Raw genomic sequence first — 25,588 nt, forward strand, 5'->3', positions numbered from 1 at the left:
CTTTATTGGAGCGCGGGGGACGGCCGGGGTCGGCGTTATTCGACCGGAACCTGGAATTCCTTGCGGCCTTCGGCGCCGGTGACAAACACCGTGGCGAGGCGGGATCCGGTCCCGACCGGGGCGTCTTCGGCGCCTTCGTCGGAAACCTGGATCGGGGCGGCCGCGGACGACAGGTCGGCAAGGGTTGCGGTGCGAACGGGGGCCTGCTTGCCTTCGCCTTCGGGGCGCAGCAGCAGCGACAGCGAACCGATCGTGCCGGCAAGCGCGGTCTTCTGGGCTTCGAACGGGTCGACCTCAAGCGTCACGGCCTTGACCAGCGCGGTGCCGGTGGAGCGTTCGTCGGCCAACTGGTCGACGGCCAGCACGCGCTTGCTTTGCAGGATGACGTCGGCGGCGGCGGCGCCGGTGCGGTCCTGGCGGGTCAGCAGCACGTCGACCCGGTCGCCGGGCAGCACGAAGCCGGCAACGCCGATGACGTCGTCGACGCGGATGGTGATGGCGCGCTTGAGCTGGTCGATGAGGGCGGACAACGTGGCGCGTTCGCCGGAATTGGTCAGCTTGGGCGCCAGCACCGGCTCGTTCGGCTCGATTGCCGCGAGCACGACACGTTTGCCGCCGGTCATCAGCTCTTCGATGGTGGCGAAGGAGCCCGCCGGCAGGGCGGAGGTCGGCCAGGGGATCTCGCGCAGCGCGTGGGCGGAGAGTTCATTGCCGAAGCGCAGGGGCGTCTTGGCGACAACGATTGTCCGGGTTGTCAGCGGCGCGGTGTCGATCACCATCGATGCGCGTTGGTATTCGGCACGGCTCGACAGCCAGCTGTCGGCGCCGAGCACGGCAAGGGCGCCGGAAACGACGGCAAGGCCGAGCATTATGATTGTGTTCTTTCGCACGAGGCACCTTCGGCGTTAACGGATGGTCTTGGATGCAGCGGCGAGACTGAGCTTGGTTTATTATGAATTCCTTACGAAATTTCAGTGAGATAAGTTTGGGTTAACGGCAATTAACGACGCTTGTTCAAGTTGAGAATGTTAAAATTTTAAACGAATGGACGGGCATCGTGAAAAAGCTTCACGGGAACATCGTTTACGAGCCGTTAGGCAGCAAAACGAAACCGCGCCGCAGGGGTGCGGCGCGGCTGAAAAGGCGCGGTGATTGCCGTTCGATTTCGTTCAGGCCCGAGCCCCGACCGGAACGCCCGCCTGGGCTTCCGCCGGTTCGGTTTCAGCGACCGGCGGCTGCCATTCGCCGGATTTGACCGCCTGGATCTGGTCGTCGATCTCGCGGGTGACATAGCTGGCGAAGGGGCCGAGATGGACGTAGAGCGCCATCAGATTGATGGTCGGGACCAGCGCGCGGGGATTGGTGAACAGGATGTAGAGGAGGGTCTGCCAGAAATATGGCGCGAAGCGGGTCTTGCGCAGCGTGATGTTGAAGGCGAGCCTGGCGAAGTGCGACAGGTCCTTCGCTGCCATCGACATGTGCATGTCGCCGTTGCGGCCGCCCATCTTCATCATCCGGCTGGCGCGGCGTACCCGGCGGAAGAAGTTCTCCGGCCGATACACGGTGCTGACCACCTCGCGGTAGTCCGACAGCACATCCTGACGCGGCCGCTTGGTGTGGAAGTTGAGGCCGGCGACGCACTGGTCGGCGGGATCCTCTTCCTCGACGATGTACTGGTCGGGGAACATGCGGCCCTCGCGCTCCAGCCGGCGCGTCAACTGGGTGTTGGGCAGGGCATAGAGCAGGCCGACCATGGCGACGGGAATGGCGGAGTCCTCGATCAGCTCGATGATCGCTTCCGCGGTCCCCTCACCCTCTTCATCGAAGCCGACAATGAAGCCGGCGAGCACACCGATGCCGGCGGCGTAGAACTTGTGCACGCTGTCGGCGATCGAGCGGCGGGTGTTCTGCTTCTTGCGGGTCGACTTAAGCACTTCCTCGTTCGGGCTCTCGATGCCGATGAACATGAGGAAGAAGTTGGCCTCGGAGAGCTGCGCCAGCAGCGCCTCGTCGTCGGACAGGTTGAGCGAGGCCTCGGTCGAGAACACGAACGGGTACTTGTTGCGGTTCTGCCAGTCGATGAGATGCGGCATGAAGGCTTTGACCGCCTTCTTGTTGCCGATCAGATTGTCGTCGACGAAGTCGACATGGCCGCGATAGCCGATGTCGCGAAGCGCGTCGAGTTCGTTGAGCATCTGGTCGATGGTCTTGGTGCGCGGAACGCGACCGTAGAGTTCAATGATGTCGCAGAACTCGCAGGTGAACGGGCAGCCGCGCGAGAACTGGACATTGACGTGGACGTATTTGTCGAGTTCGAGCAGGTCGAAGCGCGGCACCGGCGTCTGCGTCACGTCGATGGTGTATTTCGGCGCGGTGAAGGTGCCGGAGCGTTCACCGCGCTCCCAGGCGGCGATGAATTCGTCGAGGATGCCCTCGGCCTCGCCGAGCACCTTGAAATCGGCTTCCTCGTAATGCCCCGGGATCGAGGTCGGATCCGGGCCGCCGACAGCGACCGGCTTGCCGAGCCGATGGGCCCAGCGAATCACGTTCAGCGCGTCCATCTGTTGCGGCAGCATGCCGCCGGTCATGATGAGGTCGGCCCAGGCGATGTCGTCGTCGGTCAGTTCGCCGACATTGCGATCGACGAGGCGGGATTCCCAGGTTTTCGGCAGCATCGCGGCGACCGTGATGAGGCCGAGCGGCGGGGCCGGATATTTGGCGCCGACGAACTCGCAGACCTCACGGTAGTTCCAGAAGGATCCGGCATGGAACTGGGGATGAACGAACAGGACCTTGCAGGGCCCGGCAGAAATGGCCTCGGGTGTCGCGGGGCGGGCGGTGACAGGACCGGGGGCAGAAATATCGGTGTCGGGCATGGTGCGTCCTTCTATCGGGTCAGGCCGATCCGTTTAACGAACAGGTTCCAAACGGTGCAGTTGTCGCAATCCGTGCCGGCACGTTGCCTTTGCGTCCCCCGAGACGGCGGCTTCAGGACCGAACGGTAGGCCTGACTATAGGGACTCGACCGTGCGTTCGCCAGTCCCGCCCGGGGTGGCGGCAGGGTCTGTCGCGGCGCGGGCAGGCCGCGGGTCTTTGCGGAAGATTTGGTGCAAAGCACAATAAGCAAGGTTTGTCCGGCCCAGTCAGGAGTTTATCGCCATCTGCGAAAAAGAACCAAAACCGCTTGGACTACTGGGCAAAAGAGACATTTGCCGGCTGTAAGTATTTCGATTTTTTTTGCAGTGCATCATGATCTGGCGCGGGCATTCGTCGCAGGTTTTTTTTGAACGATGTCCGAAAGTTCAATTGATCTTAGGGGAATGTCTTCCTTAGCATTCCGGCACCATGCCCGCATCGGCAAAAGAGGGCGATGCCGGGCGTTTGGTATTCAATCGACCGTGAAACACGGCTTTGGGAGGAAACATGAGCAAGTTTCTCAAGACACCGACGTCCCGTCGGAGCATTCTTCGCACCGGTGCGGGCGCTGGCGCGCTGGCCATGATCGGCACGCCGACGGTGTTTGTCCGCGGTGCGTGGGCACAGGACTTCCGCAACAATCCGGGCGATGCCGCCTCGGTGAAGCTCGGCTTCAACGTGCCGCAGACCGGCGCCTACGCCGACGAAGGCGCGGACGAACTGCGCGCGTTCCAGCTCGCCGTCAAGCACCTTAATGGTGAAGGCGACGGCGGCATGCTGAACACCATGAAGCCGCTGTCCCTGAAGGGTAACGGCATTCTGGGCAAGAAGGTCGAGTACGTCACCGGCGACACGCAGACCAAGTCCGACGCGGCGCGTGCTTCGGCCAAGCGCATGATCGAAAAGGACGGCGTCATCATGTTCTCCGGCGGTTCGTCGTCGGGCGTGGCGGTTGCCGTGCAGTCGCTTGCGCAGGAAATGGGCGTCGTCTTCATGTGCGGCCTGACGCACTCGAACGACACCACCCGCAAGGACAAGAAGCGTTACGGCTTCCGTCACTTCTTCAACGCCTACATGTCGGGTGCCGCTCTCGGCCCGGTGCTGGCCGAGGAATACGGCAAGGATCGTCGCGCCTATCACCTGACCGCCGACTACACCTGGGGCTGGACCCAGGAAGAGTCGATCAAGAACGCCACCGAAGCGCTCGGCTGGGAGACCGTCCAGGCGGTCCGCACGCCGCTCGGCGCCGGCGACTTCTCGCAGTACATCACCCCGGTTCTGAACTCGGGCGCCGACGTGCTGATCCTGAACCACTACGGCAAGGACATGATCAACTCCTTGACCCAGGCGGTTCAGTTCGGCCTGCGTGAGAAGCAGGCCAACGGCAAGAACTTCGAGATCGTCGTTCCGCTGTTCTCGCGCCTGATGGCGCAGGGCGCCGGCGACGCGATCAAGGGCATTCTGGGCACCACCAACTGGAACTGGTCGATGCAGGACGATGGCTCGCAGGCTTTCGTCAAGTCGTTCGGTCAGGAATACGGCTTCCCGCCGTCGCAGGCCGCTCACACCTGCTACGTCCAGACGCTGCTCTATGCCAACGCCTGCGAGCAGGCCGGCACGTTCTATCCGCCGGAAGTCATCAAGGCGCTCGAAGGCTTCGAGTTCGACGGCATGGGCAACGGCCCGACGCTGTATCGTGCCGAAGACCACCAGTGCTTCAAGGACGTTCTGGTCGTGCGTGGTAACGAGAACCCGACCTCGCAGTTCGACCTTCTCAAGGTCCAGCAGATCGTCCCGCGCTCGCAGGTCGAGTACGACTGGAAGATCTTCGGTGGCGAGCTCGGCCCCTACGAAGTCTAATCGACGAAACGCAGAAGCCGGCGGGTATCAAATCCCGCCGGCTTTTGTCTGCTCAATTTCCCTGGCTCCAACCCGGTTTCCGTAAAGATGGACGCTATTCTTCTGCAGATCCTCAACGGGCTCGACAAAGGCGGTGCCTATGCGCTGATCGCGCTCGGTCTCACGCTTGTGTTCGGTACGCTCGGTGTCGTCAATTTCGCGCATGGCGCCCTGTTCATGCTCGGCGCGTTCTGCGCGGTCTCGATGCGTGAAATCCTCACCTTCTCGAAGCAGGTGAAGGACGAGAGCATCACCTTTTTCGATGCCTTCAAGGAGCAGCCCTACCTGGAAATCTGGTTCGGCGACTTCGGCAAGACGCTCATCGACCTGTCGGTGCCGTTGTCGATCTTGCTCACCATCCCGGTCATGCTGCTGGTCGGCATCGTCTTCGAGCGCGGCCTGATCAAGCATTTCTACAAGCGTCCGCACGCGGAACAGATCCTGGTCACCTTCGGCCTGGCGATCGTTCTGCAGGAAATCGTCAAGCATTTCTTCGGCGCCAACCCGATCCCGCAGGCAGCCCCCGAGGCGGTCGCCGGCAGCGCCGACATCGGTGCCTGGCTCGGCCTTGCCGGCAACGTGGTCTATCCGTGGTGGCGTCTGGTCTATCTCGGTTTTTCGGCGGCGATCATCGCCGGCGTGTTTGCCTTCCTGCAGCTGACCACCTTCGGCATGGTGGTGCGCGCGGGCATGCGCGATCGTGAGACCGTCGGCCTTCTGGGCATCGACATCGACCGCCGCTTCACCATCGTCTTCGGCCTTGCCGCGGTGGCGGCGGGTCTTGCGGGTGCGATGTACACGCCGATCCTGCCACCCGACTATCACATGGGCATGGACTTCCTGGTGCTGTCCTTCGTCGTGGTGGTCGTCGGCGGCATGGGCTCGCTCGGCGGCGCGGTTGCCGCGGGCTTCCTGCTCGGCATCCTGCAATCTTTCGCATCCATGAATGAAATCAAAAACATCCTGCCCGGCATCGACCAGATCATCATCTACCTGGTCGCCGTCGTCATCCTTCTGACCCGTCCGCGGGGCTTGATGGGCCGCAAGGGCGTGATGGAGGACTGATCCGATGATCGAGAAATACTCTTCGACCAAGGACTGGATCAGCGTCGCGATTTTTGCGGCCGCCGTCCTGACGATGCCGATCTGGCTGGCGCCGATCGGTGCCGGCTATCCCGACCTTTTGCAGAAGTTCGCCATCTTCGGCATCTTCGCGATCGGCTTCAACATCCTGTTCGGCCTGACCGGCTACCTGTCGTTCGGTCACGCGGCGTTCCTCGGCGTCGGCTCCTATACCGCGGTGTGGGCGTTCAAGCTTTTGACCATGAACGTCATCCCGGCGATCCTGTTCGCCGTCATCGTGTCGGGCATCTTCGCGCTGATCATCGGCTATGTCAGCCTGCGCCGGACGGGTATCTACTTCTCGATCCTGACGCTCGCCTTCGCGCAGATGTCGTACAACATGGCCTATTCGGTGCTGACCCCGATCACCAACGGTGAAACCGGTCTGCAGCTCGCGCTCGACGATCCGCGGATCCTCGATGCCAAGCCGGATATCGCCTCGATCCCGGCGGCGGACTTCTTCGGTATCGAGATGATCGGCTATTCCGGCTTCTATTTCTGCGCCGTGCTGATGATCATCGGCTTCTTCATCTCGCTGCGGATCTACCATTCGCCGTTCGGGCTGATGCTCAAGGCGGTGAAGTCGAACCAGAACCGGCTGATCTATACCGGTGTCAACGCGCGGCCCTACACGCTGTCGGCCTTCGTCATCTCCGGCATGTATGCGGGTCTCGCCGGCGCTCTGCTGGCCGTCACCGACCCGCTTGCCGGTGCGGAGCGCATGCAGTGGACGGCGTCGGGCGAGGTGGTGCTGATGACCATTCTCGGCGGTGCCGGCACGCTGCTCGGTCCGGTGCTCGGCGCGGGGCTCATCAAGTACTTCGAAAACATCTTCTCGTCGTTCAACGAAGGCACGCTGCACGGCTTCTTCGCCTTCCTGCCGGACTGGATCGAGGGACCGGTGGTAAAGGTCCTCAGCCTGTTCGTCGGCGAGGGCTGGCACCTGACGCTCGGCGCGCTGTTCATGCTGATCGTCATCTTCCTGCCGGGCGGTCTGATGGAAGGGTTCCGGCGCATTGCCGGCATCTTCCGCCGCTCCAAGACGTCATCGAGCGACGGCGGCGCTTCGCCGTCGGCGCAGGCTGCAGAATAGGGGAACCCGTCCATGGCACTTCTTGAAGTCAAGGGCGTCAACAAGTCCTTCGCCGGCCTGAAAGCGCTCACCGATGTCAATCTGAACGTCGAGGAAGGCACCGTTCACGCCATCATCGGGCCGAACGGCGCTGGCAAGTCGACGCTGCTGAACTGCTTTGTCGGGCGTTTGCATCCCGACACCGGCAGCGTCATGTTCGCCGGCTCGTCGCTGCTCGGCATCCAGCCGCACGAGATCAACCAGCTCGGCGTGGTGCGGGTGTTCCAGACGCCGGAGATCTTCGGCGATCTGACCTTGTTCGAGAACATGATGATCCCGACCTTCGCCAAGCGTGACGGTGCGTTCCGGGTCAATGCCTGGCCGCGTATCACCAGCGAGGCCGAGGTTCGCGACAAGGCGATGCACATGCTGGAAGATGTCGGCCTGGCCGACAAGCGCAACGACCACGCCGGTTCCATGTCGCGCGGCGACAAGCGCCGTCTCGAACTGGCGATGTGTCTGGTGCAGCATCCGAAACTGCTGCTGCTCGACGAGCCGACGGCGGGTATGTCGCGGGCCGACACCAACAACACCATCGATCTTCTCAAGAAGATCGGCGAGCGCGGCATCACCAAGATCGTCATCGAACACGACATGCATGTGGTGTTCTCGCTGGCCGACCGGATCAGCGTGCTCGCACAGGGCACGGTGATCGTCGAGGACAAGCCGGAAAACATCAAAGGCGACCCGCGGGTCCAGGAAGCCTATCTCGGAGGAGCGCATCTATGACCGAGAAAGTGACTCTGCTGGGCGAAGACCAGCTCAAGGATCGTCCGGCAGCGCCGGGCATGCAGCCGGTTCGCGGCGTCGGCGGCCAGCCGGCGTTCTTCTCGGCCTGGAGCCTGCACGCCTATTACGGCGAAAGCTACATCGTGCAGGACGTCAGCTTCGACATCCGCGAGGGCGAGATCGTCGCGCTGCTCGGCCGCAACGGCGCGGGCAAGACCTCGACGCTGCGCTCGATTGCGCGGCTCGACGACCCGCATCTGACGCACGGCGAAATCTGGCTCGACCACAAGCCGCTGCACGAAATGAAGTCGCACGAAGCGGCGCGCAACGGCGTGGCGCTGGTGCCGGAGGACCGCCGTATCATCGCCGGCCTGACGGTTGAGGAAAACCTCAAGCTGGCACAGATCGCCGAGCCGCATGGCTGGACGTTCGACCGCATCTACGAATCCTTCCCGCGTCTCGGCGAACGCCGCAAGCAGGAAGCGATCACCATGTCGGGCGGCGAACAGCAAATGCTGGCGGTGGCCCGCGCGCTTGCCCGCGACGTCAAGCTGCTGTTGCTCGACGAGCCCTATGAAGGCCTTGCGCCGGTGATCGTGAAGGAGATCGAGCGCATCCTGGAAAGCGTCAAGGAACTCGGCATGACGACGGTGCTGGTCGAGCAGAACGCGATCGCGGCGCTGCACCTTGCCGACCGCGCGGTGATCCTCGACATGGGTCAGGTGGTGTTCGACGGCACGGCGCAGGAAGTGCTCGACAACGCCGACCTGCGTCAGCAGTACCTCGCTATCTGAGTTTTCGGGACGGGAGTTCTCCGTCCCCCACAGGACCAACGAAACCCCGGCGTGGATTGTCCGCGCCGGGGTTTTGTTTTGTGCGCGGTAATATTTATCCGGCTCGGGCGAGTGCCAGTTTCAACGCGAAGCCGCCCATGACGCCGGCGAACAGATAATCGAGCAGGCGCATGGCGCGCGGGTTCTTGGCCAGATGCAGCGCGATCCGGTCGACGAACAGCACCAGCGCCGTGACGATCGGCAACGCGGTGACGATGAACCAGACGCCGAGGAAGGCGAGCTTGGCATCGGCGTTCGGATCGCCCGGCGAGACGAATTGCGGCAGGAAGGTCACGAAGAACAGGATGATCTTCGGGTTGAGGATGTTGATGCCGAGGCCGGCAAGATAGATGCGCTTCAGCGATTCCGGCTTGCGGTTTTCCTCGTCGAGTTTCAGCCCCGAGCCGGAGCGCAGTACCGAGATGGCGAGCCACAGCAGGTAGAGCGAACCGATCACCTTCAGCACGTTGAAGGCGCCGGGCGAGGCGGCGAGCAGTGCCGACAGGCCGACGGCGGCAGCGGCCGTGTGCAGGAACAGCCCGGTCAGTGCTCCGCCCATGGCGGCAAGGCCGGCGCGGCGGCCGCCCGAAACGGCCTTGGCGAGAAAGAACGTCATGTCCGGCCCCGGCGTGACGGCGAGCACCACGACGGCGAGCGTGAAGGTCAGAAGGGCGGGCAGTTCGGGCACGAAGGTCATGTTCGGGCATCCAGGAGACAACGGATTGCAGCGCGCGGAACGAAGTCGGCGCCGCGCTGCCCAACTCCTATAGCAGAACGCGGTTGCGCGGGCGAAAAGGCCAAGCGCCGCAGCGAAGTGCGAGCGGCCATGCCGTCCATGTGCGGCAGCGACGTCGGGTCGCATGCATCAATGAAGGCGAAGGCGAGGGGTAACGCTTGCTTGCGCCGCGCCCTATTTCCCACTGAACTGATCGTCGCGCAGGAACTCCCGAGACTGGCCGCCGCGCCGGCTTCCGCGCCTAGCAAACCCGAGGTAACCGCATGTTCGCCGACACGGCTCTTTTGACCATCGTAAGCGCCGATATCGCGCTCGTTCTCGCCGCCTTCACGCTCGGCATCATGCTGTTCTTCGGCGCGGTGGTGGCGCCGACCGCGTTCCGCGTCTTCGAGCGAACCGAAGCCGGGCGGATGATGCGGGCGCTGTTTCCGCAATACTACCTGACGGCGGGGGCGTCTGCCGTGCTCGGCGCGCTCGCGGCGGTTCCCGCGTCGCGCTTTGCGACCGTGCTTTTGTTTCTTTCCGCCGTCGGCTTCCTGTGGCTGCGTCAGGGCCTTTTGCCGCGCATCGACCGGCTGCGGCAGAAGGCGGATGCGGGCGACGAGGAGGCGCAGGCCGGCTTCACGCGGCTGCACAAGCTCAGCGTCCGCGCCAATCTGCTGCAGCTGGTCATGATCATCGGTGCTGTCGTGGTGCTGATCGGGTAAAGCAAGTTGCGTTTCTTAAAGAACGCGCGACATACTTTAGCTGGTTGTTTTTACGCATATTCTTATCCGAAAACCGGTTCCCACTTTTCGCAGATGCGGACCTTCGGTTCGGGAATATGCGCTATCCGTAGGTCGTTGCCCAGTGCAACGCGATCTCGAGCCGGTCGTTGCCCCAGAACAGTTCGCCATCGGCGGTGACGAAGGTCGGCGCGCCGAAGATGCCACGCTCCTGCGCCTCTTCGGTGGCGGTGCGCAGCGCCAGCTTGTTCTCGGCGCTGCCGGCGCGCTCGATGGTCTCGGCGGCATCGAGGCCAAGGTTCAGCCCCTCGATCAGGGCGCCGAGCACATGGGCGTCGGAAATATCGCGGCCGGCGCCGAACTCGCTCGCATAGACACTTTTCGAAAACGCCACGCCCCAGCCGTCGGCAAGGCCGATCTGGGCGATGCGGGCGGCGAGCAAGCCGTTTTGTGGGAACGGATCGGGGCGGGTCAGCGGCAGGTCGAGCGCCGTGCACTGGCGCTCCATGTCGCGCCACATGTAGCGGCCCTTTTCCGGGTAGATGTTGAACGGCGAGGAGTCCCACCCTTGCGCATGGAAGATCGGGCCGAGCAGGAAGGGCCGCCAGACCACCTCGACGCCGGCTTCCTCGGCGGCGGCCTCGATGCGCATCGCGGTCAGGTAGGAATAGGTCGAGGCGAACTCGTACCAGAATTCGATCTGCGCCATGTCCGTTCGCTCCCTGTCACCGCGTTTTTGCCAGCGTATCGGAACGCAAGCGCCGTGGCGAGACGGCTTTGCGGCCGCGAAGCGGGGTGTTTTGCCGGTTTCGGCAAGCCCCGGGCTTGCGCCCGCCGAGACTCTGGATAAAGTGCCGAAAATCCCTTCCGGACTTCAAGCAATCGGACAAAGACAATGGCCTCTGGCGACATCAAGAAAGTGGTTCTGGCCTATTCGGGCGGCCTCGACACCTCGATCATCCTGAAATGGCTGAAAGTGACCTATGGCTGCGAGGTGGTGACGTTCACCGCCGATCTCGGTCAGGGCGAGGAACTCGATCCGGCGCGCGAAAAGGCCGAGATGATGGGGATCAAGGAGATCTACATCGAGGATCTGCGCGAGGAATTCGTCGCCGACTACGTCTATCCGATGATGCGCGCCAACGCGCTCTATGAGGGCGTCTACCTGCTCGGCACCTCGATCGCGCGGCCGCTGATCGCCAAGCGCCTGATCGAGATCGCCGCCGAGACCGGCGCCGACGCGATCTCGCATGGCGCGACGGGCAAGGGCAACGACCAGGTGCGCTTCGAGCTCGGCGCCTATGCGCTGAACCCGGACATCAAGATCATCGCGCCGTGGCGCGAATGGGAATTCACCAGCCGCACCGATCTGATCGAGTTCGCCGAACAGCATCAGATCCCGGTGCCGAAGGACAAGCGCGGCGAGGCGCCGTTCTCCATCGACGCCAACCTTCTGCACTCCTCGTCGGAAGGCAAGGTGCTTGAGGATCCGTGGGAGGAGCCGCCGCACTACGTCTTCACCCGCTCGGTCGATCCGACGGAAGCCCCCGACAAGCCGACCTATATCGAGATCGAGTTCGAGAAGGGCGACGCGATTGCCCTCAATGGTGTCGCCATGTCGCCGGCGACCCTGCTCGCCCAGCTCAACGATCTCGGCCGCGACAACGGCATCGGCCGCGTCGACCTCGTGGAGAACCGCTTCGTCGGCATGAAGAGCCGCGGCATTTACGAGACGCCGGGCGGCACGATTCTCCTGGCCGCGCACCGGGCGATGGAATCGCTCACCCTCGACCGCGAGGCGATGCACCTGAAAGACCAACTCATGCCGCGCTACGCCGAGCTCGTCTATTACGGCTTCTGGTTCGCGCCGGAACGCGAGATGCTGCAGGCGCTGGTCGACAAGAGCCAGGAACACGTCGAAGGCAAGGTCCGCCTCAAGCTCTACAAGGGCAACGTCATCGTCGTTGGTCGCGAGAGCCCGAAATCGCTCTATTCCGACGACCTCGTCACCTTCGAGGACGACAAGGGCGCCTACGACCAGAAGGACGCGGAAGGCTTCATACGCCTCAACGCGCTGCGTCTGCGCACGCTGGCCAAGCGCCGCAACGGCTGAGCTTTCTAGGCAATTCGCCTGCACGAATTCGCGCCGCGTTCGAACATTCTGTTCGGGCGCGGCGTTTTGTTTGGGCGGTTCAATTTTTCGGGGAGGGCGTATACAAATACATTCACTGGTCGTATTTCAGGGAGGGTGACCCGATGAACCTGCATCAGAGTGTTCGCGAATGGGTTCTGGCAAATCTACCTGTTGAATCTTCGGACCACGAGTTACTTTCTTTCCTTCGCGGAAAAGATGCGCATAGCCTGTTGGTAACTTATATCAATTGGGCAAGCCGTCATATCAGCCCGACGCTTCGCGAAGTACATTTGTCCAACGCCCTTCAATCAAATCCGCTCTTCCGCCAATTCGATGAACAAGTGGAACAGATTGTAAATGATATTAAGACTGGTTCTTCTCTAACGAAGTATCTTAGTCGTGGCGTTCGTATTGCAGCTCAATTTCCACAATCAAATATCAATTTTGGTAGACGACGTGACCTCGATTTGATGCTCAATGATTGGGGTATGCACCACCTTCATCTTTCAACCGAAATTGAAGATGATGGTTTTGTGAGCCGAACGGGTCCGCTTCTTTTTGGTATATTCCAGAGAAATGATGCCTATCTTGTTGATATTGTTGAGCATAACAATTGGACTTCTAAGCACCTCTTGGAGGTGTTGGTGCGGGAGTTTCCCGATTCTGGGTGCTTTCATGAGCTCCGTGGCGTTGTTGGCTTGAGTCACGATGTTGATGAGGAGGAGCATCGACAATTGAGAAACGCAGGGATTAACACCGCGCATATGGTCGATGGAAAAGCAATTATGCCCGCGGGTGGTATGGTGGCATCTGGCACGACTGCCTTGGCGACGCGCGAGGCTGATCGTGTTCTGATCGCCCTTGAAGAATTTGAAACTCGGTGGAAAGCTGATCCCGCTGCCATTAGGCAAACGCTGAGCTCGGCGGGGTTTTCTTTGCCGGAAGAACCCGAGTTTTCTTTCGATGTCCACCCTTCATATGGGCCAGGGCTTCTCGAAGCCAAATCCGGGAATTTTATTAAATTGCAGTGAGTTGGTGCGGTTGCCAAAGCAGTTTGTTTTTCCTTTTGATTGATCAACTCTGATGGAGATGGGCTCAGGAATTTCGATGAAAAATAGACCGTGAAGGATTCTTGACGGCTCTCGACCTCTCCCTTCACCCAACCGTCACCCAACGGCCATCGGTCCGTCAGAAAAGCGCAAACCGCGTGACATGAAGCGCGGGCAGAGTGCCGCCATCGTTTTTCCTCGATAAAGGACATCCCGATGGCCACTAAGCTTACCGGCATCAATCGCCGTCATTTCCTCGCCTCCACCGCCGCGACCGGCCTCGTCGCCACCGGCGGTTCGCTGTTCATGCCGAACCTGTCGCGCGCTGCCGACCGTCCGATGATCACGCACGGGCTGCAGTCCGGCGACGTCTCGGGCAACCGGGCGATCATCTGGGCCCGCGCCGACCGCGAAGCCCGCATGCTGACCGAGATTGCCACCAACCCGGACTTCACCGACGCCCGGATGCTGCCGCATCTCGACGTCAGTGAGGCGACCGATCTTGCCGGCAAGCTGGAACTCACCGATCTGCCGATGGGTTCCGACGTTTACTACCGCGTCCGCTTCGAAGACCTGTCGATGCCGGGCAGCGAGGGCGAGGCGATGGTCGGCCATCTGCGCACCCCGTCGACCGAGAAGAAGACCGTGACCTTCGGCTGGTCGGGCGATACCGCCGGTCAGGGCTGGGGCATCGACCTCGACCGCGGCGGCATGCAGACCTACAAGACCATGCAGGCGCATGACTTCGACTTCTTCATCCATTCCGGCGACACCGTCTATTGCGACGGCCCGATCTCGTCGGAAAAGAAGATGCCGAACGGCGAGATCTGGAAGAACGTCACGACCGAGGAGAAGTCCAAGGTCGCCGAGACGCTCACCGAATTCCGCGGCAACTGGAAGTACAACATGCTCGACGAGCATGTGAAGGCGTTCAACGCCGCCGTGCCGGTGTTCTATCAGTGGGACGACCACGAGGTGCTCAACAACTGGTATCCGGGCGAGATGCTCGACGGCGACGATCGCTACAAGGTCAAGTCGGCCTCGCTGCTGGCGGCCCGTTCCAACCGCGCCTTCCTCGAGATGACGCCGATCCGTCCGAACATCGCCGAGCCGGGCCGCGTCTATCGCAAGGTCTCCTACGGCCCGATGATCGACATCTTCTTCCTCGACATGCGGACCTATCGCAACGCCAACTCGAAGAACCAGGACGCCAGCCCGGTGTCGTTCCTCGGCAACGAGCAGGTGGCTTGGCTGAAAAAGGCGCTGAAGGAATCGAAGGCGACCTGGAAGATCATGGCCTCCGATATGCCGATCGGCCTCGTCGTCGGCGATGGCGACAATTTCGAGAACATGGCGAATGGCGACGGCAAGGCCGCCGGCCGCGAACTCGAATTCGCCGATCTGCTGAAGTTCATCAAGGACGCGGATATCAAGAACACCGTGTGGTTCACGGCCGACGTGCACTACACCGCCGCGCATTACTACGACCCGGCGAAGGCGCAGTTCCAGGACTTCGCGCCGTTCTGGGAGTTCGTCTCCGGCCCGCTGCACGCCGGCACCTTCGGCCCGAACGGCAAGGACAACACCTTCGGCATTCAGGTCATGTACGAGAAGGCGCCGACCAAGGAGCAGGGCGTCAACCTGCCGCCGTCGGACGGTCTGCAGTTCTTTGGCAAGGTGATCATCGACGGCGAGAGCGAAGCGATGACGGTCGAGCTGCGCGACATGGCCGACGCGGTGCTCTATTCGACCACGCTGCAGCCCGAAAAGGCCTGACGGTCGGGAATCGGCAAAGCGGGCGGGGTCATTCCCGCTGCCGCAAACGAACGGGAGGGGCGCCACTGGCGCCCCTTTTTCTTGGCCGTATCAGGCGATTGCCTTTTTGGCAGGCGTTCTTCACAACGCCAATATTGACGAATGCCTTTGCCTTGCTATCGTGTTTTCGCCAATGGCTTTGCCTGTGCGGCGATTAGGCGCGAAATATTCGTTCCTTTAACCTTCGTTCGCAGGCATTTCGGCGGCATATTCGAGGGAACAACAAGAGGGGGACTTTGCCGTTTCGGCGGAGGAAACCCAAGACCGGACATAAATATTCAATGAGGGAACGACTCATGGCCCGTTTTGTCTTTGCAGCCGCGGTGACGGGGGCGATCTTCGGCCTGTCCGCAGGGGGCGCGGTTGCGGCTGAGACCTGCAACGGACCGGACATCGCCGCAACGGCGTTTTCGGTCGCAGAGGTGACCGCCGGTGCCAATGGCACGTGGAATTTCGACATCGTCTGCAGCTTCGAGAATTCCGGCTCGGCCGATTTCGTCTCCGACCGCCACAAACAGGCGCTGCACATCTATCAGAAGCCGGCGGGCGAGGATCCGATGCGGCTGCGTTATCGTCCCTTTGCCGACATGGAAAAGGGCGAGACGCTGAAGCTGACCGGCAAGGTCGAGAACTGGGATGTCGCGAACGCGGCGACGACAACGTTCGAATGCAGCGTCATCTACGGTCCTGAAGTGGGCGCCGACGGCGATCCCGCCAACAATGACTGCAATCGCGACAACGACCGGCTGGTGATGCCGGGCGAAGAGATCGCGCGCCTCATTACAGCCATCCGCGTGCAATAGACTTCAGCCTTCCCCGCATGACGGCGATTGCCCGGTGCCGATGCGCGCCGGGGGTTGCCGCGTGTCTGGTGGGGGCATCTAATGCATGTTGCGTTTCACAAGAAACGCGCAACATGCATTATCTGGTTGGTTTCACGCGTTTTCTTGTCCGAAAAGTCTGTCAACTTTTCGGGAAAGCGCGTTATTCGACGCCACCGATTGCTGCCGGGAGGGCTGGTCATGATGCTTGGCAATTTCCGTTTCCATGGGCTTTCACTGGCGGTTGCCGCGGTCGCCGGAATCGTTGCCGGCACCGGTGGGGCCGTCGCCAACGATTCCACCGCACGGCTTGAACTCGGCGGCCTCGTCTACGCCAACACCACCGCGATCCGCATTGCGGAAGAAGATCTCTATCTCAGCCGCGACGAGGTTCGGGTCCGCTACCGCTTCGAGAACGTCACCGACAAGGACGTCTCGACGCTGGTCGCCTTTCCGATGCCGGAACTCGTCATCGGCGACGATGTCTCCTACAGCGTGGAACCGACCGACCCGATCAACTTCATCGGCTTCACGGTCGCGGTGAACGGCGAGCCGGTGCCGGTCTCGGTGGAGGCGCGGGCAACGCGGTTCGGCGTCGACGTCACCGACATTCTCGCTCGCCACGATATTCCGGTCACGCTGTTCACCGGCGATCCCGATCTCACCGATGCACTGTTCCAGCGGCTCAACAATCTGCCGGCAGCGGCGCGGGCCGAGCTCGACGAAAACGGGCTGATCGACTGGTCGACGACGTTCGGCGCCGGCGAGAAGCCGCTCGCCAATCCGCATTGGCGCGCCCGTGTCAGCTTCTACTGGCATCAGACCTTCCCGGCCGGTGCGACGATCGAGGTCGAGCATCGCTATCGGCCGGTGCCGTCGGTGTTCTTCCTCGGGCCGGATCAGGCGCGCACGCCGTCCTACGGCAAGGAATTCTGCATCGACAAGGGGTTTGTGCGCGGGGTCGAGCGCCGGGCCGGCTCCAGCGAGCACGGCTATCTGATGGGCTACGAGCTGCGCTACGTTCTGGTCACGGCGAACAACTGGCTCGGCCCGATCGGCAAGTTCCGGCTGACCATCGACAAGGGGAATCCGGACGATCTGGTGTCGCTGTGCATAGACGGCATCCGCAAGACCGGGCCGACAACCTTCGTGCACGAGGCCGAGAATTTCTCGCCGGGCGGGGATCTGAACATCCTGTTCGCCAGCATGGTGCGGCGATAACCTATCGGCCTGCGGGCGCAAACACAGTTCCAATAGCCGGTGACGCGTTTTGAATGACGTCGCCCTTGCGCCGCCCGCTACGGCTTGTATTGCTGGCGGCGCCTTTCGCTTCTTTTCGAGGATCAGACCATGAGTACACGGACCCAGGTGGGGATTATCGGCGCCGGGCCGTCCGGCCTGTTGCTGGCGCAGCTTCTGCACAAGGCCGGCATCGACACCGTCGTTCTGGAACGCCGCAGTCGCGACTACGTGCTCGGGCGCATCCGGGCCGGCGTGCTGGAGACCGGGTTCGTCAATCTGATGCGCGAGGGCGGCGTTGCCGAGCGCATGGATGCCGAGGGCGAAATCCATGAGGGCGTGACGATCGCCTTCAATGGCGGCATCCACCGCATCGATCTGAAAGAGCTGACGGGCGGCGACACGGTGATGGTCTATGGCCAGACCGAGGTGACGCGCGATCTGTTCGATGCGCGCGACGCGATGGGCGGTGTGGTGATCACCGGGGCGGAAAACGTCACGCCGCACGATATCGCCAGTGACAGCCCCTACCTCACCTACCGCAAGGACGGTGTCGAGCATCGCCTCGACTGCGATTACATCGCCGGTTGCGACGGGTTCCACGGTGTCAGCCGCAACTCGATCCCGCAGGACGTTCTGAAGACCTATGAGAAGATCTATCCGTTCGGCTGGCTCGGCATTTTGTCGGAGACGCCGCCGGTCGCCGAGGAACTGATCTATGGGTACCACAAGCGCGGCTTTTCGCTGTGCTCGCTCAGGTCGCGGATGCTGAGCCGCTATTACGTGCAGGTGCCGCAGACCGATACGGTCGAGGAGTGGTCGGACGACCGGTTCTGGGATGAGTTGAAGCGGCGGTTGCCGGAAGAGACGGCGGACACCCTTGTCACCGGGCCGTCGATCGAGAAGTCGATCGCGCCGTTGCGCTCCTTCGTTGCCGAGCCGATGCGCTATGGCCGTCTGTTCCTCGCCGGCGATGCGGCGCATATCGTGCCGCCGACGGGCGCCAAGGGGCTGAACTCCGCGGCCTCCGATATCTACTATCTGTCGCGCGGGCTGATCGCGCATTACCGCGATGGCGACGACAAGGGGCTCGACACCTATTCGCAGAAGGCGCTGGCGCGGGTCTGGAAGGCGGAGCGGTTCTCCTGGTCGATGACCATGCTGTTGCACAGCTTCCCCGACGATGGCGCGTTTGCCGCCCGGGTCCAGCAGGCCGAACTCGAATATCTGTTCTCGTCGCGCGCGGCGATGACGGCGCTGGCCGAGAATTATGTCGGTCTGCCTTATTGAGCTGACGGGTCCGTTCGATTGCGAAACGAAAAAGGGGGCCTCGCGGCCCCCTTTGCATGTGCTGTGTCTGATTTCAGCGGCGCTGTTACTGCACCACGACCCTGGTTCCGATCTTCACCCGGTCGAACAGATCGGTGACGTCTTCGTTCAGCATGCGGATGCAACCCGACGAGACGGCCTGACCGATCGACCAGGCTTCGTTGGTGCCGTGGATGCGATACAGCGTCGAGCCGAGATAAAGCGCGCGGGCCCCGAGCGGGTTCTTCGGACCGCCGGGCATGTAGCGCGGCAGGTCCGGCTGGCGCTGCAGCATCTCCGGCGGCGGGGTCCAGCCCGGCCACTTCTTCTTGCGGCTGATCTTTTCCACTCCCGACCACGAGAAGCCCTCGCGGCCGACGCCGATGCCATAGCGGATGGCGCGGTTGCGCGAGACGACATAGTAGAGGTAGCGGTCGTCGGTATCGATAATCACCGTGCCCGGGGCTTCCGAGCTGCGGTACCAGACCTCGGAGCGCTTGAACTTGCGGCGCACGATGTTGCCGGCCTGCTGCGGCGAGATCCGGTAGGTGGTCCACTGGCGGGTGACCGGGTCGAAGACCCGTTCGGTCGGTGCCTGGGCGCTGGCGGGCGCTGCCGCGGCCAAAAGCGTGGCCATCAACACGCCGAGAAGCGGGACGTATTTGAAGAAACGACCCATTGCGAAAATCTCCCTGATCGTCATGCGATATGAGGTGCAAGTCGGTGCGATTGTGTGTGATCGACCGGTCAGGTCAACGATTGCCACAATCACGATCCCGTGTGAATGCTGATCGCACGGGGCGGCTGCGAAAACTGTGACGGCGATCACCGGGAAGGCGTTGCGGCGCGGCAGGCGGCGTGCTTTGGTGCGGCTCAACCGGTCGCGCGGACGACCGGATTTCATTTTCCGGCTGCAGCATCTGCCGTGCAGCCGGACGCAGGGAGGAAAATTTCATGGCTTCTGCCAGCGACGCCGCTGTGGCGCCCCGTCTTTTTGCATCTGTCAGCGAGGCCACGGGCGAGGGGCGCGACAAGGCGCCGGTCGTGTTTCTGCACGGCTTTGCCGGCAAGCACAGCACCTACGATACGGTGCGTGGGGTGATTGGCGGTCAACGCACAACGATCGCGTTCGATCTTCCCGGCCATGGCGGTTCGCGCCCGTGGCCGCAGACCGGCAATGCGGGCGTTGCCGCGAAGGCAGTTCTGAATGAGCTTTCCGAGCGCGGGCTCGAGCGGGTGCATCTTGTCGGTCATTCGATGGGTGGTGCGACGGCTGCGCTGGTTGCCATGCGCGCGCCCGAGCGGATGGCGAGCCTGACGCTGCTCGCCCCCGGTGGTTTCGGGGCGGAGATCAACCAGCGCCTGCTGCGCCGCTATGCGGTGGCGCGTGAGGCTGGCGAGCTGAAGCTGCTGATGGAGCAATTTTTTGGCTGGCGGCGGCCGCTGCCCGACGGGCTGATCGAGGACATGGTCGCAGAGCGCGCCGATCCGGAGGCGACCGAAAGCTTCGGCATGATCGTCGAGGAGATCCTCGACGGCGAGGTGCAGAAGGTGCTGCCGCGGCGCGACATCGCCAAGCTCGGCTGTCCGGTCAAGGTTGTCTGGGGAACGCAGGACCGCGTGCTGCCGACCCGCCAGGCGCACCATCTGCCGGGCGAAGTCGCGGTGCACATCTTCGACGAGGTCGGCCACATGCCGCATCTCGAGGTGCCGGAAGCGGTCGCCGGGCTGATCCTGCAGAACGCTGCGGGGGAATAACCGGCGCGGCTCTTCGGCTTCGATTTGCTGTGGATCGGCGTTAACGATTCTTTAAGAAACTCGCGAAGGGCCCTTTTCGCCCGTCGGTTCCCGGCTTAGGCTTTTGTTAACCGGCGGGATCGCCTGCCCGCACGGTCGCAATTGTCACCAGATCGCCGCGGAACGCCGATGACCCAAACGACGCTCGCAATCCGACTTGCCGCTCCGGCTGACGCCGTTGAGATCGCGCGCACCCATGATGCGTCGTGGCGCTACGCCTATCGCGGCGTCATCGAGGGTGCGCATCTGGAAAAGATGATCGCGCGGCGGGGGCCTGCCTGGTGGAAGACGGTGCTGACCAAGGGTCGCTGCACCATGGTGCTCGAAATGTCGGGCAAGATCGCCGGCTATGTCACCTTCGGGCCGAACCGGCTGCGCGAGGCGGAGCAGGAAGGCGAGATCTACGAGCTTTATCTGCGGCCGGAATATCAGGGGCTCGGGTTCGGACGGGCGCTGTTCAACGCGGCGCGCGGTGAGCTGAAGCGGCTGCGCTATGCCGGGCTCGCGGTGCGCGCGCTCGAAGCCAACGAGCCGGCGAACGCATTCTACAAGGCGCTCGGCGGGTCGATCGTCGGCCAGCGGCACGAACTGATCGGCCGCGTGGTGATGCGCCTCAACGTGTTCAGCTGGGACTGACGCGCTTCCCCAAAAAGTCGACAGACTTTTTGGATAAGAGAACGCGCAAAAAAAGACGGCGCTTTCCTCAGAAATCGCCCGGAACCGACGTCGGAAAACGAAAACGGCCCGGAGACGATCTCCGGGCCGTTTTTGTTCGTTGTTGCTGCCGCGCCAGACAGGCGCCGCGCCAAATGCGACTTACAGAATTCTGCGCGCAATTCGCATCGTCAGAATGCTCTACTCTTTTTTGGCCGCATCTTTGTCGACGCCAATTGGAACAATTGGCTGCACGATGCTCAGTAACCGCCCTTGCGCCGGCTTTCCGGCAGGCCCGCGATGCGGCCGCCCTGCTTCGACGGATCGAGCGGGAACAGCTCGTAGACGTCCTTCTGGCCGAGCTTCTCGCCCCACTTGTCGCTCATTGCCTTGACGATGGCGCGGGTGTTCGGATGGGTCTGGCCGTTGTTGAAATACTCGTCGCGGAGATATTCGATCAGGTCCCAGTGACGCTCGCCGAGCGTGATGTTCTCGGCGGCGGCCATGGTCTCGGCCAGTTCCTTGCTCCAGTCGTCCTGGTTCTCCAGGTAGCCGGAGGCGGTGGTTGCGATCTCGGTGCCGTTGAAGTCAATTGCCATCTTGGTTTCCCCCTGTTCGGTCGGCGGTTCCACCGTCCGGTGGTTTGCGTTGCTTGCCGTCGGATCGAACGCCGGCTGTCATGCAGAGTTTCAATTTTCCATATATTAGTAACACTCTAATGTGCGGCAAGTCCCAAAACGCGGTCAGCCGTCATTTCAGGGGAACGAACCGGCATGAAAGACGACGTTATCGCGTGGAACAGTCTCGATGAAGCGGCGCAGACCCGGCTGAGGATGGAGCATCAGGCCTGGCTCGACACGCAGCCGCCGACCTGTTCGCTCGATGCCAAGACAGCGCGGTTCACGAGCTGGCTCGCCGAGCGCGGGGTCGATTTCGACCTGGAGCGGGATCTGCCGGGCGCGGCGAAGCGAACGCCGGCCTTCGGCGCTGTGAACGGTCGGGATTAGCGCGGGAGCCAGCTAAGCTTCCCAGCGGGCGGCGGCGCTGTCGTCGGCGTCCTTGGCCTCGACCCAGTCGCCCTCGGTGCCGTCGAGGTGATGCTCCTTCTTCCAGAAGGGTGCGCGGGTCTTCAGGTAATCCATAAGGAATTCAGCGGCTTCGAAGGCCGCCGCGCGGTGCGCGGAAGCCGTTACCACGAGTACGATCGGGTCGCCGGGCGCGAGTTTGCCGTGGCGGTGGATGACGGTGATGCCCTGCAGCGGCCAGCGTTCGTTCGCCTTTTCCGCGACGCGGCCGATCTCTTCTTCCGCCATGCCGGGATAGTGCTCCAGCTCGAGCGCGGAGAGCTTGCCGTCCTCGTCGCGGGTCAGCCCGGTGAAGGTGACGACGGCGCCGACATCGGCCCGGCCGCCGGCGATGCGGGCGATCTCGGCCTCGCTGTCGAAGGGCTCGGCCTGAATGGCGATCTTCGTCGGAACGCAGGTGGTCATCTGGATCAGCCGCCGGTCATCGGCGGGAAGAAGGCGATTTCGCGCGCCTTGGCGATCGGCGTGTCGCGGCCGACATGAACCCGGTCCATGGCGACGCGAATCACATCGTCGCGGGCAAAGGCGAGTTCGAATTGCGGCCCGCGGGTCTTCAGCCAGGCGATCAGCTCGCCGACGGTCGATACGCTGGCTGGCGGATCGATGTCCTCGTCCGGGGTGCCGATCCGTTCCCGCACCCAGGCGAAATACATGAGTTTCACGCGTCTTCCTCGATCAGATGGCCGATGCCATGGCGGACATAATCGTAGCCAGTATAGAGGGTGAGGAGCGCGGAAATCCACAACAGGGTCAGGCCGATCAGCGTCGTGCCGGGCAGCACCTGTTCGCCGGCGGGGCCGACCAGCAGGAAGCCGAGCGCGAACATCTGCACGGTGGTCTTCCACTTGGCGAGCCAGGTGACGGGCACCGAAACCTTCAGCTCGGCGAGATATTCGCGCAGGCCCGAGACGAGGATCTCGCGGCACAGGATGACGATGGCGGCCCACAGCGACCAGCCGGCGATGATGCCGTCGGCGGCCAAGAGCAGCAGGCAGGCGGCGACCAGCAGCTTGTCGGCGATCGGGTCGAGCATGCGCCCGAGCGAGGATTGCTGGCCCCAGGCGCGGGCCAGATAGCCGTCGAAGAAATCGGTGATCGAGGCGGCGGCGAAGATCGAGAACGCGAGCCAGCGCGCGGCGTTGCTGCCGGAAAACCCACCTTCGCCGAAGAAACACACGACGACCAGCGGGACCGCGAGAATGCGCCCGTAGGTCAGGATGTTCGGCAGGCTGAGGATTATTTTCCGCGACATGCGGCCAATCGTTTCGTCTCGGGTTGCCCTGGTGCGGCGCCTGCAGGGCCGGCGCCTCTGCCGTGACATTGAACACGCCTGATGCGACGCGTCAATGAAGGAGGGCTGGTTCCTTCGTCGCGGGGGGTGGGGGAGGCGGTAGGGTTTGCCGGAACGGTCGTTTCAGGATGCCTTTTTTTTGGGGGGGGGTGGCTTGGCGGATTTTTCAACGGTTGTTGTGTGGATGGCGCTACAATTCAAAAATGAAAAAGGCGCGGGTATACTGCTCTGCAGGCTCGCGTGTGAACGGCTGAAATAGGATCCCGCGCGTTATGTAGGCAAAGCAAATGCATGCACCACCAACTGAAGAGGCCAAAATTGTCGATGATTCAGATCGATATGTTCGAAGTGCAATTGGGCGCTGCTTTATTGCTCAGTTTCGAAACCAGTGGGGGTACGGTGCGAGTGCTGGCAGATGCTGGAGTCAAGGCGTCCGGTTACAAACCCGAGCATGTGCTCAACAAACTTAGACCTTTGCTCGCGGGCGGATCAGGCCGCCTCGATCTGGTTATAGGTACTCACTACGACGCAGATCATCTTAACGGTCTCGTGCCAATCATTGCCGACCAGAATATAGAGATCGGTGAGGCGTGGATGCCCCCGGTTGCGGATGACAGTGAGCAGTTTGCAGTGAACACCAACGTTGGGAAAGGCGAATTGCTCGCGCAACGCTTTTCCGGCGAGGGTGGCGACGATGTGTTGAGGCGGTATCTTGACTTCAAAAAGCAGGAAATCGATACACTTCTCAAGTTCGAGAGCTTTGTAGAACCGTTAGAATCGACCAAACGGTACTTGGATCAGATTGTCGCAGAGAATCTCGAAAAAGACGAACTACTCATATTTTTTCATCAGCAACTTACTGATACTCCAAACGACGGCTGGGATCACGGCATTGAGCCAGACGTGGAGCTGGATCAGCTGTTAGAGAGATTTCGCGATCGACTAAGACACGACTACTATCCGTATTGGCTAAGGATCCGCGATGAGACCAAGTACTTGGAGTCGCTCGCGGATACATACCGGAGTGAGGTGCCTGTGATAACAAAGGCGCAGGCGCGTTCACTTGCCAGCCTCCGGCGGAACAGCGCCAAAGACGCCATCAATGCGAACGCACTGCACGCGGTAGTGAGAGAGCTTGATAAAAGGAATATCCCAATCCGATGCGAAGTCATTGGGAATGGTAGTCCGCGCAACTATCGTTGGGATGCAAACAAGCGACGTTTCATCCTTGCCAAGTCAGTTGGCGCTGACCTCACCTTCACGTTGCTCGGTCCGTCGGAGTCGCTGGTGCGCAAGCACCGAGACCGGCTCCCGGTCATTGAGAGCAGCAAGCTCGCATTGGCATTTCGGGGTGAGTTACGCTCGATCACCCCAAGCAATCAGCTAAGTTATATCGGTTGTTTCCACTTCGCTGAGCAGTCAATCTTAGTTTCAGGCGATGCCGGTTGTGTCGACTTCGCGCTCAATCGAAAGAAATACTATCCAGAGTTGCTGGCAGCGATGAAGTCGCTTAATGTGGTTCAAGTCGCCCATCACGGTGGTAACAACGGACACTTCTATCGAGTTCTGAAACAAGCGGGCTACCCTAACGAGACTGAGCAATCGTTTCTGTTGTTGAGCCACTCCTACCACGACAAGACTCGGCCTTCGGAGGTTTTTCGCGAATTCATACTGACCACGATTGACAATGGCGACGACGTGGCGTTGCTTTTCACAAGCGAACCGAGACGTGAAAGGGTGGAGGATTTCCTCCAAATGATTAATCCTTGCGTCGGAGAAAAAGCCGATGTTGGTGATGTGAGATTGCTATTCGAAAATGGACGCTGGATCGTAGCCCAGCATGCCGTTGCGGTGGCTTGACCGAAAGAAAAGTGCTCGGGAAACAAATCCGAATTGCCGGAACAGGTTAGGAGTGTCGGGTATTTTTCTTGTTTTACGATCGAGCGGATGGTTGCAGAAAAATGGGAACAGTTTGACCCTGGATGTTCGGAACGGACGGGCAGTGGCATTGCTCTCCTGCATCGAGCCGGTGTTCATGCAATCATGGCTACATGGGGTTATAGCCGTCGTCGGCATCGTCACATGGCAGGACGATCCCGCCGCCGAGCCTGCGGTCGGTTCCAGCTGTTGTTCTCGCTAGGCTCCCTACTCCTTACCTCGTGAATGTGCCCGTAGGATCCTTCGGCGATAGTCGTCGACATCCCTCGCCGATCACCGTAGCTCCCAGACCCCCACTACTTCGCCCACCCCATGACCCACATCAACGCGCCGGCGGTGCCGCAGGCGTAGGCCGGTCGTGCGAT

Annotated in this window: 24 protein-coding genes; 15 read left to right on the plus strand and 9 right to left on the minus strand. The window is 61.8% G+C overall.

Going from position 1 to position 25,588, the window contains the following annotated elements:
- Positions 1-35 precede the first annotated feature (35 nt).
- The gene (gene cpaB / locus C0606_09065) at positions 36-869 is read right to left on the minus strand and encodes a Flp pilus assembly protein CpaB (protein PLX38348.1); all 834 of its coding nucleotides are present in this window, start codon (positions 867-869) and stop codon (positions 36-38) included.
- 300 nt (positions 870-1,169) lie between these two features.
- Positions 1,170-2,876, minus strand: a complete 1,707-nt coding sequence (locus tag C0606_09070) for a B12-binding domain-containing radical SAM protein (GenBank protein ID PLX38349.1) — start codon at positions 2,874-2,876, stop codon at positions 1,170-1,172.
- 547 nt (positions 2,877-3,423) lie between these two features.
- Between C0606_09070 and C0606_09075 the strand changes: the two genes are divergently transcribed.
- The 5 genes from C0606_09075 to C0606_09095 all read left to right on the plus strand — a co-directional run bounded on the left by C0606_09075 (position 3,424) and on the right by C0606_09095 (position 8,592).
- Positions 3,424-4,776 (plus strand): branched-chain amino acid ABC transporter substrate-binding protein, encoded by a 1,353-nt coding sequence (locus tag C0606_09075; GenBank protein PLX38350.1) that lies wholly within the window; start codon positions 3,424-3,426, stop codon positions 4,774-4,776.
- Positions 4,777-4,863: 87 nt separating this feature from the next.
- A complete protein-coding gene (locus C0606_09080; protein ID PLX38351.1) occupies positions 4,864-5,880 on the plus strand; it encodes a branched-chain amino acid ABC transporter permease in 1,017 nt (338 codons plus the stop codon).
- Positions 5,881-5,884: 4 nt separating this feature from the next.
- Positions 5,885-7,030: a branched-chain amino acid ABC transporter permease gene (locus tag C0606_09085; GenBank protein ID PLX38352.1), complete on the plus strand. Its 1,146-nt coding sequence runs from the start codon at positions 5,885-5,887 to the stop codon at positions 7,028-7,030.
- 12 nt (positions 7,031-7,042) lie between these two features.
- Positions 7,043-7,798 carry an ABC transporter ATP-binding protein gene (locus tag C0606_09090; protein ID PLX38353.1) on the plus strand — a complete coding sequence of 252 codons (756 nt, stop codon included), beginning with the start codon at positions 7,043-7,045 and terminating at the stop codon, positions 7,796-7,798.
- A gap of 8 nt (positions 7,799-7,806) precedes the next feature.
- Positions 7,807-8,592: an ABC transporter ATP-binding protein gene (locus C0606_09095; protein PLX38771.1), complete on the plus strand. Its 786-nt coding sequence runs from the start codon at positions 7,807-7,809 to the stop codon at positions 8,590-8,592.
- 94 nt (positions 8,593-8,686) lie between these two features.
- Here the strand turns inward: C0606_09095 and C0606_09100 are convergent, their stop codons facing one another.
- Complete coding sequence (locus tag C0606_09100; GenBank protein ID PLX38354.1) at positions 8,687-9,328, minus strand: LysE family translocator; 642 nt, start codon at positions 9,326-9,328, stop codon at positions 8,687-8,689.
- A 302-nt stretch (positions 9,329-9,630) separates the two neighbouring features.
- Between C0606_09100 and C0606_09105 the strand changes: the two genes are divergently transcribed.
- Positions 9,631-10,074 carry a DUF4149 domain-containing protein gene (locus C0606_09105; protein ID PLX38355.1) on the plus strand — a complete coding sequence of 148 codons (444 nt, stop codon included), beginning with the start codon at positions 9,631-9,633 and terminating at the stop codon, positions 10,072-10,074.
- A gap of 121 nt (positions 10,075-10,195) precedes the next feature.
- Here C0606_09105 and C0606_09110 read toward each other — a convergent pair whose 3' ends face one another.
- Positions 10,196-10,801: a disulfide bond formation protein DsbA gene (locus tag C0606_09110; protein ID PLX38356.1), complete on the minus strand. Its 606-nt coding sequence runs from the start codon at positions 10,799-10,801 to the stop codon at positions 10,196-10,198.
- Between the two features lie 186 nt (positions 10,802-10,987).
- Between C0606_09110 and C0606_09115 the strand changes: the two genes are divergently transcribed.
- The 5 genes from C0606_09115 (at position 10,988) to pobA (ending at position 18,440) form a co-directional block, all read left to right on the plus strand.
- Positions 10,988-12,205 (plus strand): argininosuccinate synthase, encoded by a 1,218-nt coding sequence (locus C0606_09115; GenBank protein PLX38357.1) that lies wholly within the window; start codon positions 10,988-10,990, stop codon positions 12,203-12,205.
- Positions 12,206-13,491: 1,286 nt separating this feature from the next.
- On the plus strand, positions 13,492-15,051 hold the full coding sequence (locus C0606_09120) for an alkaline phosphatase (GenBank protein PLX38358.1): 1,560 nt from the start codon (positions 13,492-13,494) through the stop codon (positions 15,049-15,051).
- A gap of 335 nt (positions 15,052-15,386) precedes the next feature.
- Positions 15,387-15,893 carry a hypothetical protein gene (locus C0606_09125; GenBank protein ID PLX38359.1) on the plus strand — a complete coding sequence of 169 codons (507 nt, stop codon included), beginning with the start codon at positions 15,387-15,389 and terminating at the stop codon, positions 15,891-15,893.
- An 81-nt stretch (positions 15,894-15,974) separates the two neighbouring features.
- Positions 15,975-17,132: a hypothetical protein gene (locus tag C0606_09130; protein ID PLX38360.1), complete on the plus strand. Its 1,158-nt coding sequence runs from the start codon at positions 15,975-15,977 to the stop codon at positions 17,130-17,132.
- 129 nt (positions 17,133-17,261) lie between these two features.
- The gene (pobA, locus tag C0606_09135) at positions 17,262-18,440 is read left to right on the plus strand and encodes a 4-hydroxybenzoate 3-monooxygenase (GenBank protein ID PLX38361.1); all 1,179 of its coding nucleotides are present in this window, start codon (positions 17,262-17,264) and stop codon (positions 18,438-18,440) included.
- A gap of 85 nt (positions 18,441-18,525) precedes the next feature.
- Here the strand turns inward: pobA and C0606_09140 are convergent, their stop codons facing one another.
- Positions 18,526-19,137 (minus strand): L,D-transpeptidase, encoded by a 612-nt coding sequence (locus C0606_09140; GenBank protein ID PLX38772.1) that lies wholly within the window; start codon positions 19,135-19,137, stop codon positions 18,526-18,528.
- Between the two features lie 275 nt (positions 19,138-19,412).
- Here C0606_09140 and C0606_09145 point away from each other — a divergent pair, with 275 nt between their 5' ends.
- Together C0606_09145 and C0606_09150 are read left to right on the plus strand one after the other, a co-directional pair.
- Positions 19,413-20,216: an alpha/beta hydrolase gene (locus C0606_09145; protein ID PLX38362.1), complete on the plus strand. Its 804-nt coding sequence runs from the start codon at positions 19,413-19,415 to the stop codon at positions 20,214-20,216.
- A 168-nt stretch (positions 20,217-20,384) separates the two neighbouring features.
- Positions 20,385-20,891 carry a GNAT family N-acetyltransferase gene (locus C0606_09150; GenBank protein PLX38363.1) on the plus strand — a complete coding sequence of 169 codons (507 nt, stop codon included), beginning with the start codon at positions 20,385-20,387 and terminating at the stop codon, positions 20,889-20,891.
- A gap of 278 nt (positions 20,892-21,169) precedes the next feature.
- On the opposite strand, the gene C0606_09155 is transcribed toward C0606_09150, so the two are convergent.
- Positions 21,170-21,508 (minus strand): sulfur relay protein DsrC, encoded by a 339-nt coding sequence (locus tag C0606_09155; protein PLX38773.1) that lies wholly within the window; start codon positions 21,506-21,508, stop codon positions 21,170-21,172.
- 174 nt (positions 21,509-21,682) lie between these two features.
- Here C0606_09155 and C0606_09160 point away from each other — a divergent pair, with 174 nt between their 5' ends.
- A complete protein-coding gene (locus C0606_09160; protein PLX38364.1) occupies positions 21,683-21,916 on the plus strand; it encodes a hypothetical protein in 234 nt (77 codons plus the stop codon).
- Between the two features lie 12 nt (positions 21,917-21,928).
- On the opposite strand, the gene C0606_09165 is transcribed toward C0606_09160, so the two are convergent.
- Genes C0606_09165 through pgsA form a run of 3 tightly spaced genes read right to left on the minus strand, consistent with a single transcriptional unit; the run spans position 21,929 to position 23,246 of the window.
- The gene (locus tag C0606_09165; GenBank protein PLX38365.1) at positions 21,929-22,399 is read right to left on the minus strand and encodes a molybdopterin synthase catalytic subunit; all 471 of its coding nucleotides are present in this window, start codon (positions 22,397-22,399) and stop codon (positions 21,929-21,931) included.
- A 5-nt stretch (positions 22,400-22,404) separates the two neighbouring features.
- Positions 22,405-22,656: a molybdopterin converting factor subunit 1 gene (moaD, locus tag C0606_09170; protein PLX38366.1), complete on the minus strand. Its 252-nt coding sequence runs from the start codon at positions 22,654-22,656 to the stop codon at positions 22,405-22,407.
- A complete protein-coding gene (gene pgsA / locus C0606_09175; GenBank protein PLX38367.1) occupies positions 22,653-23,246 on the minus strand; it encodes a CDP-diacylglycerol--glycerol-3-phosphate 3-phosphatidyltransferase in 594 nt (197 codons plus the stop codon). Before pgsA ends, moaD begins: the two co-directional genes overlap by 4 nt.
- A gap of 330 nt (positions 23,247-23,576) precedes the next feature.
- On the opposite strand from pgsA, the gene C0606_09180 reads away from it, so the two are divergent.
- Positions 23,577-25,145: a hypothetical protein gene (locus tag C0606_09180; GenBank protein PLX38368.1), complete on the plus strand. Its 1,569-nt coding sequence runs from the start codon at positions 23,577-23,579 to the stop codon at positions 25,143-25,145.
- The last annotated feature ends 443 nt before the right edge of the window (positions 25,146-25,588 follow it).

The sequence above is a fragment of the Hyphomicrobiales bacterium genome (assembly GCA_002869065.1).
Classification (GTDB): Bacteria; Pseudomonadota; Alphaproteobacteria; order Rhizobiales; family Rhodobiaceae; genus Rhodobium.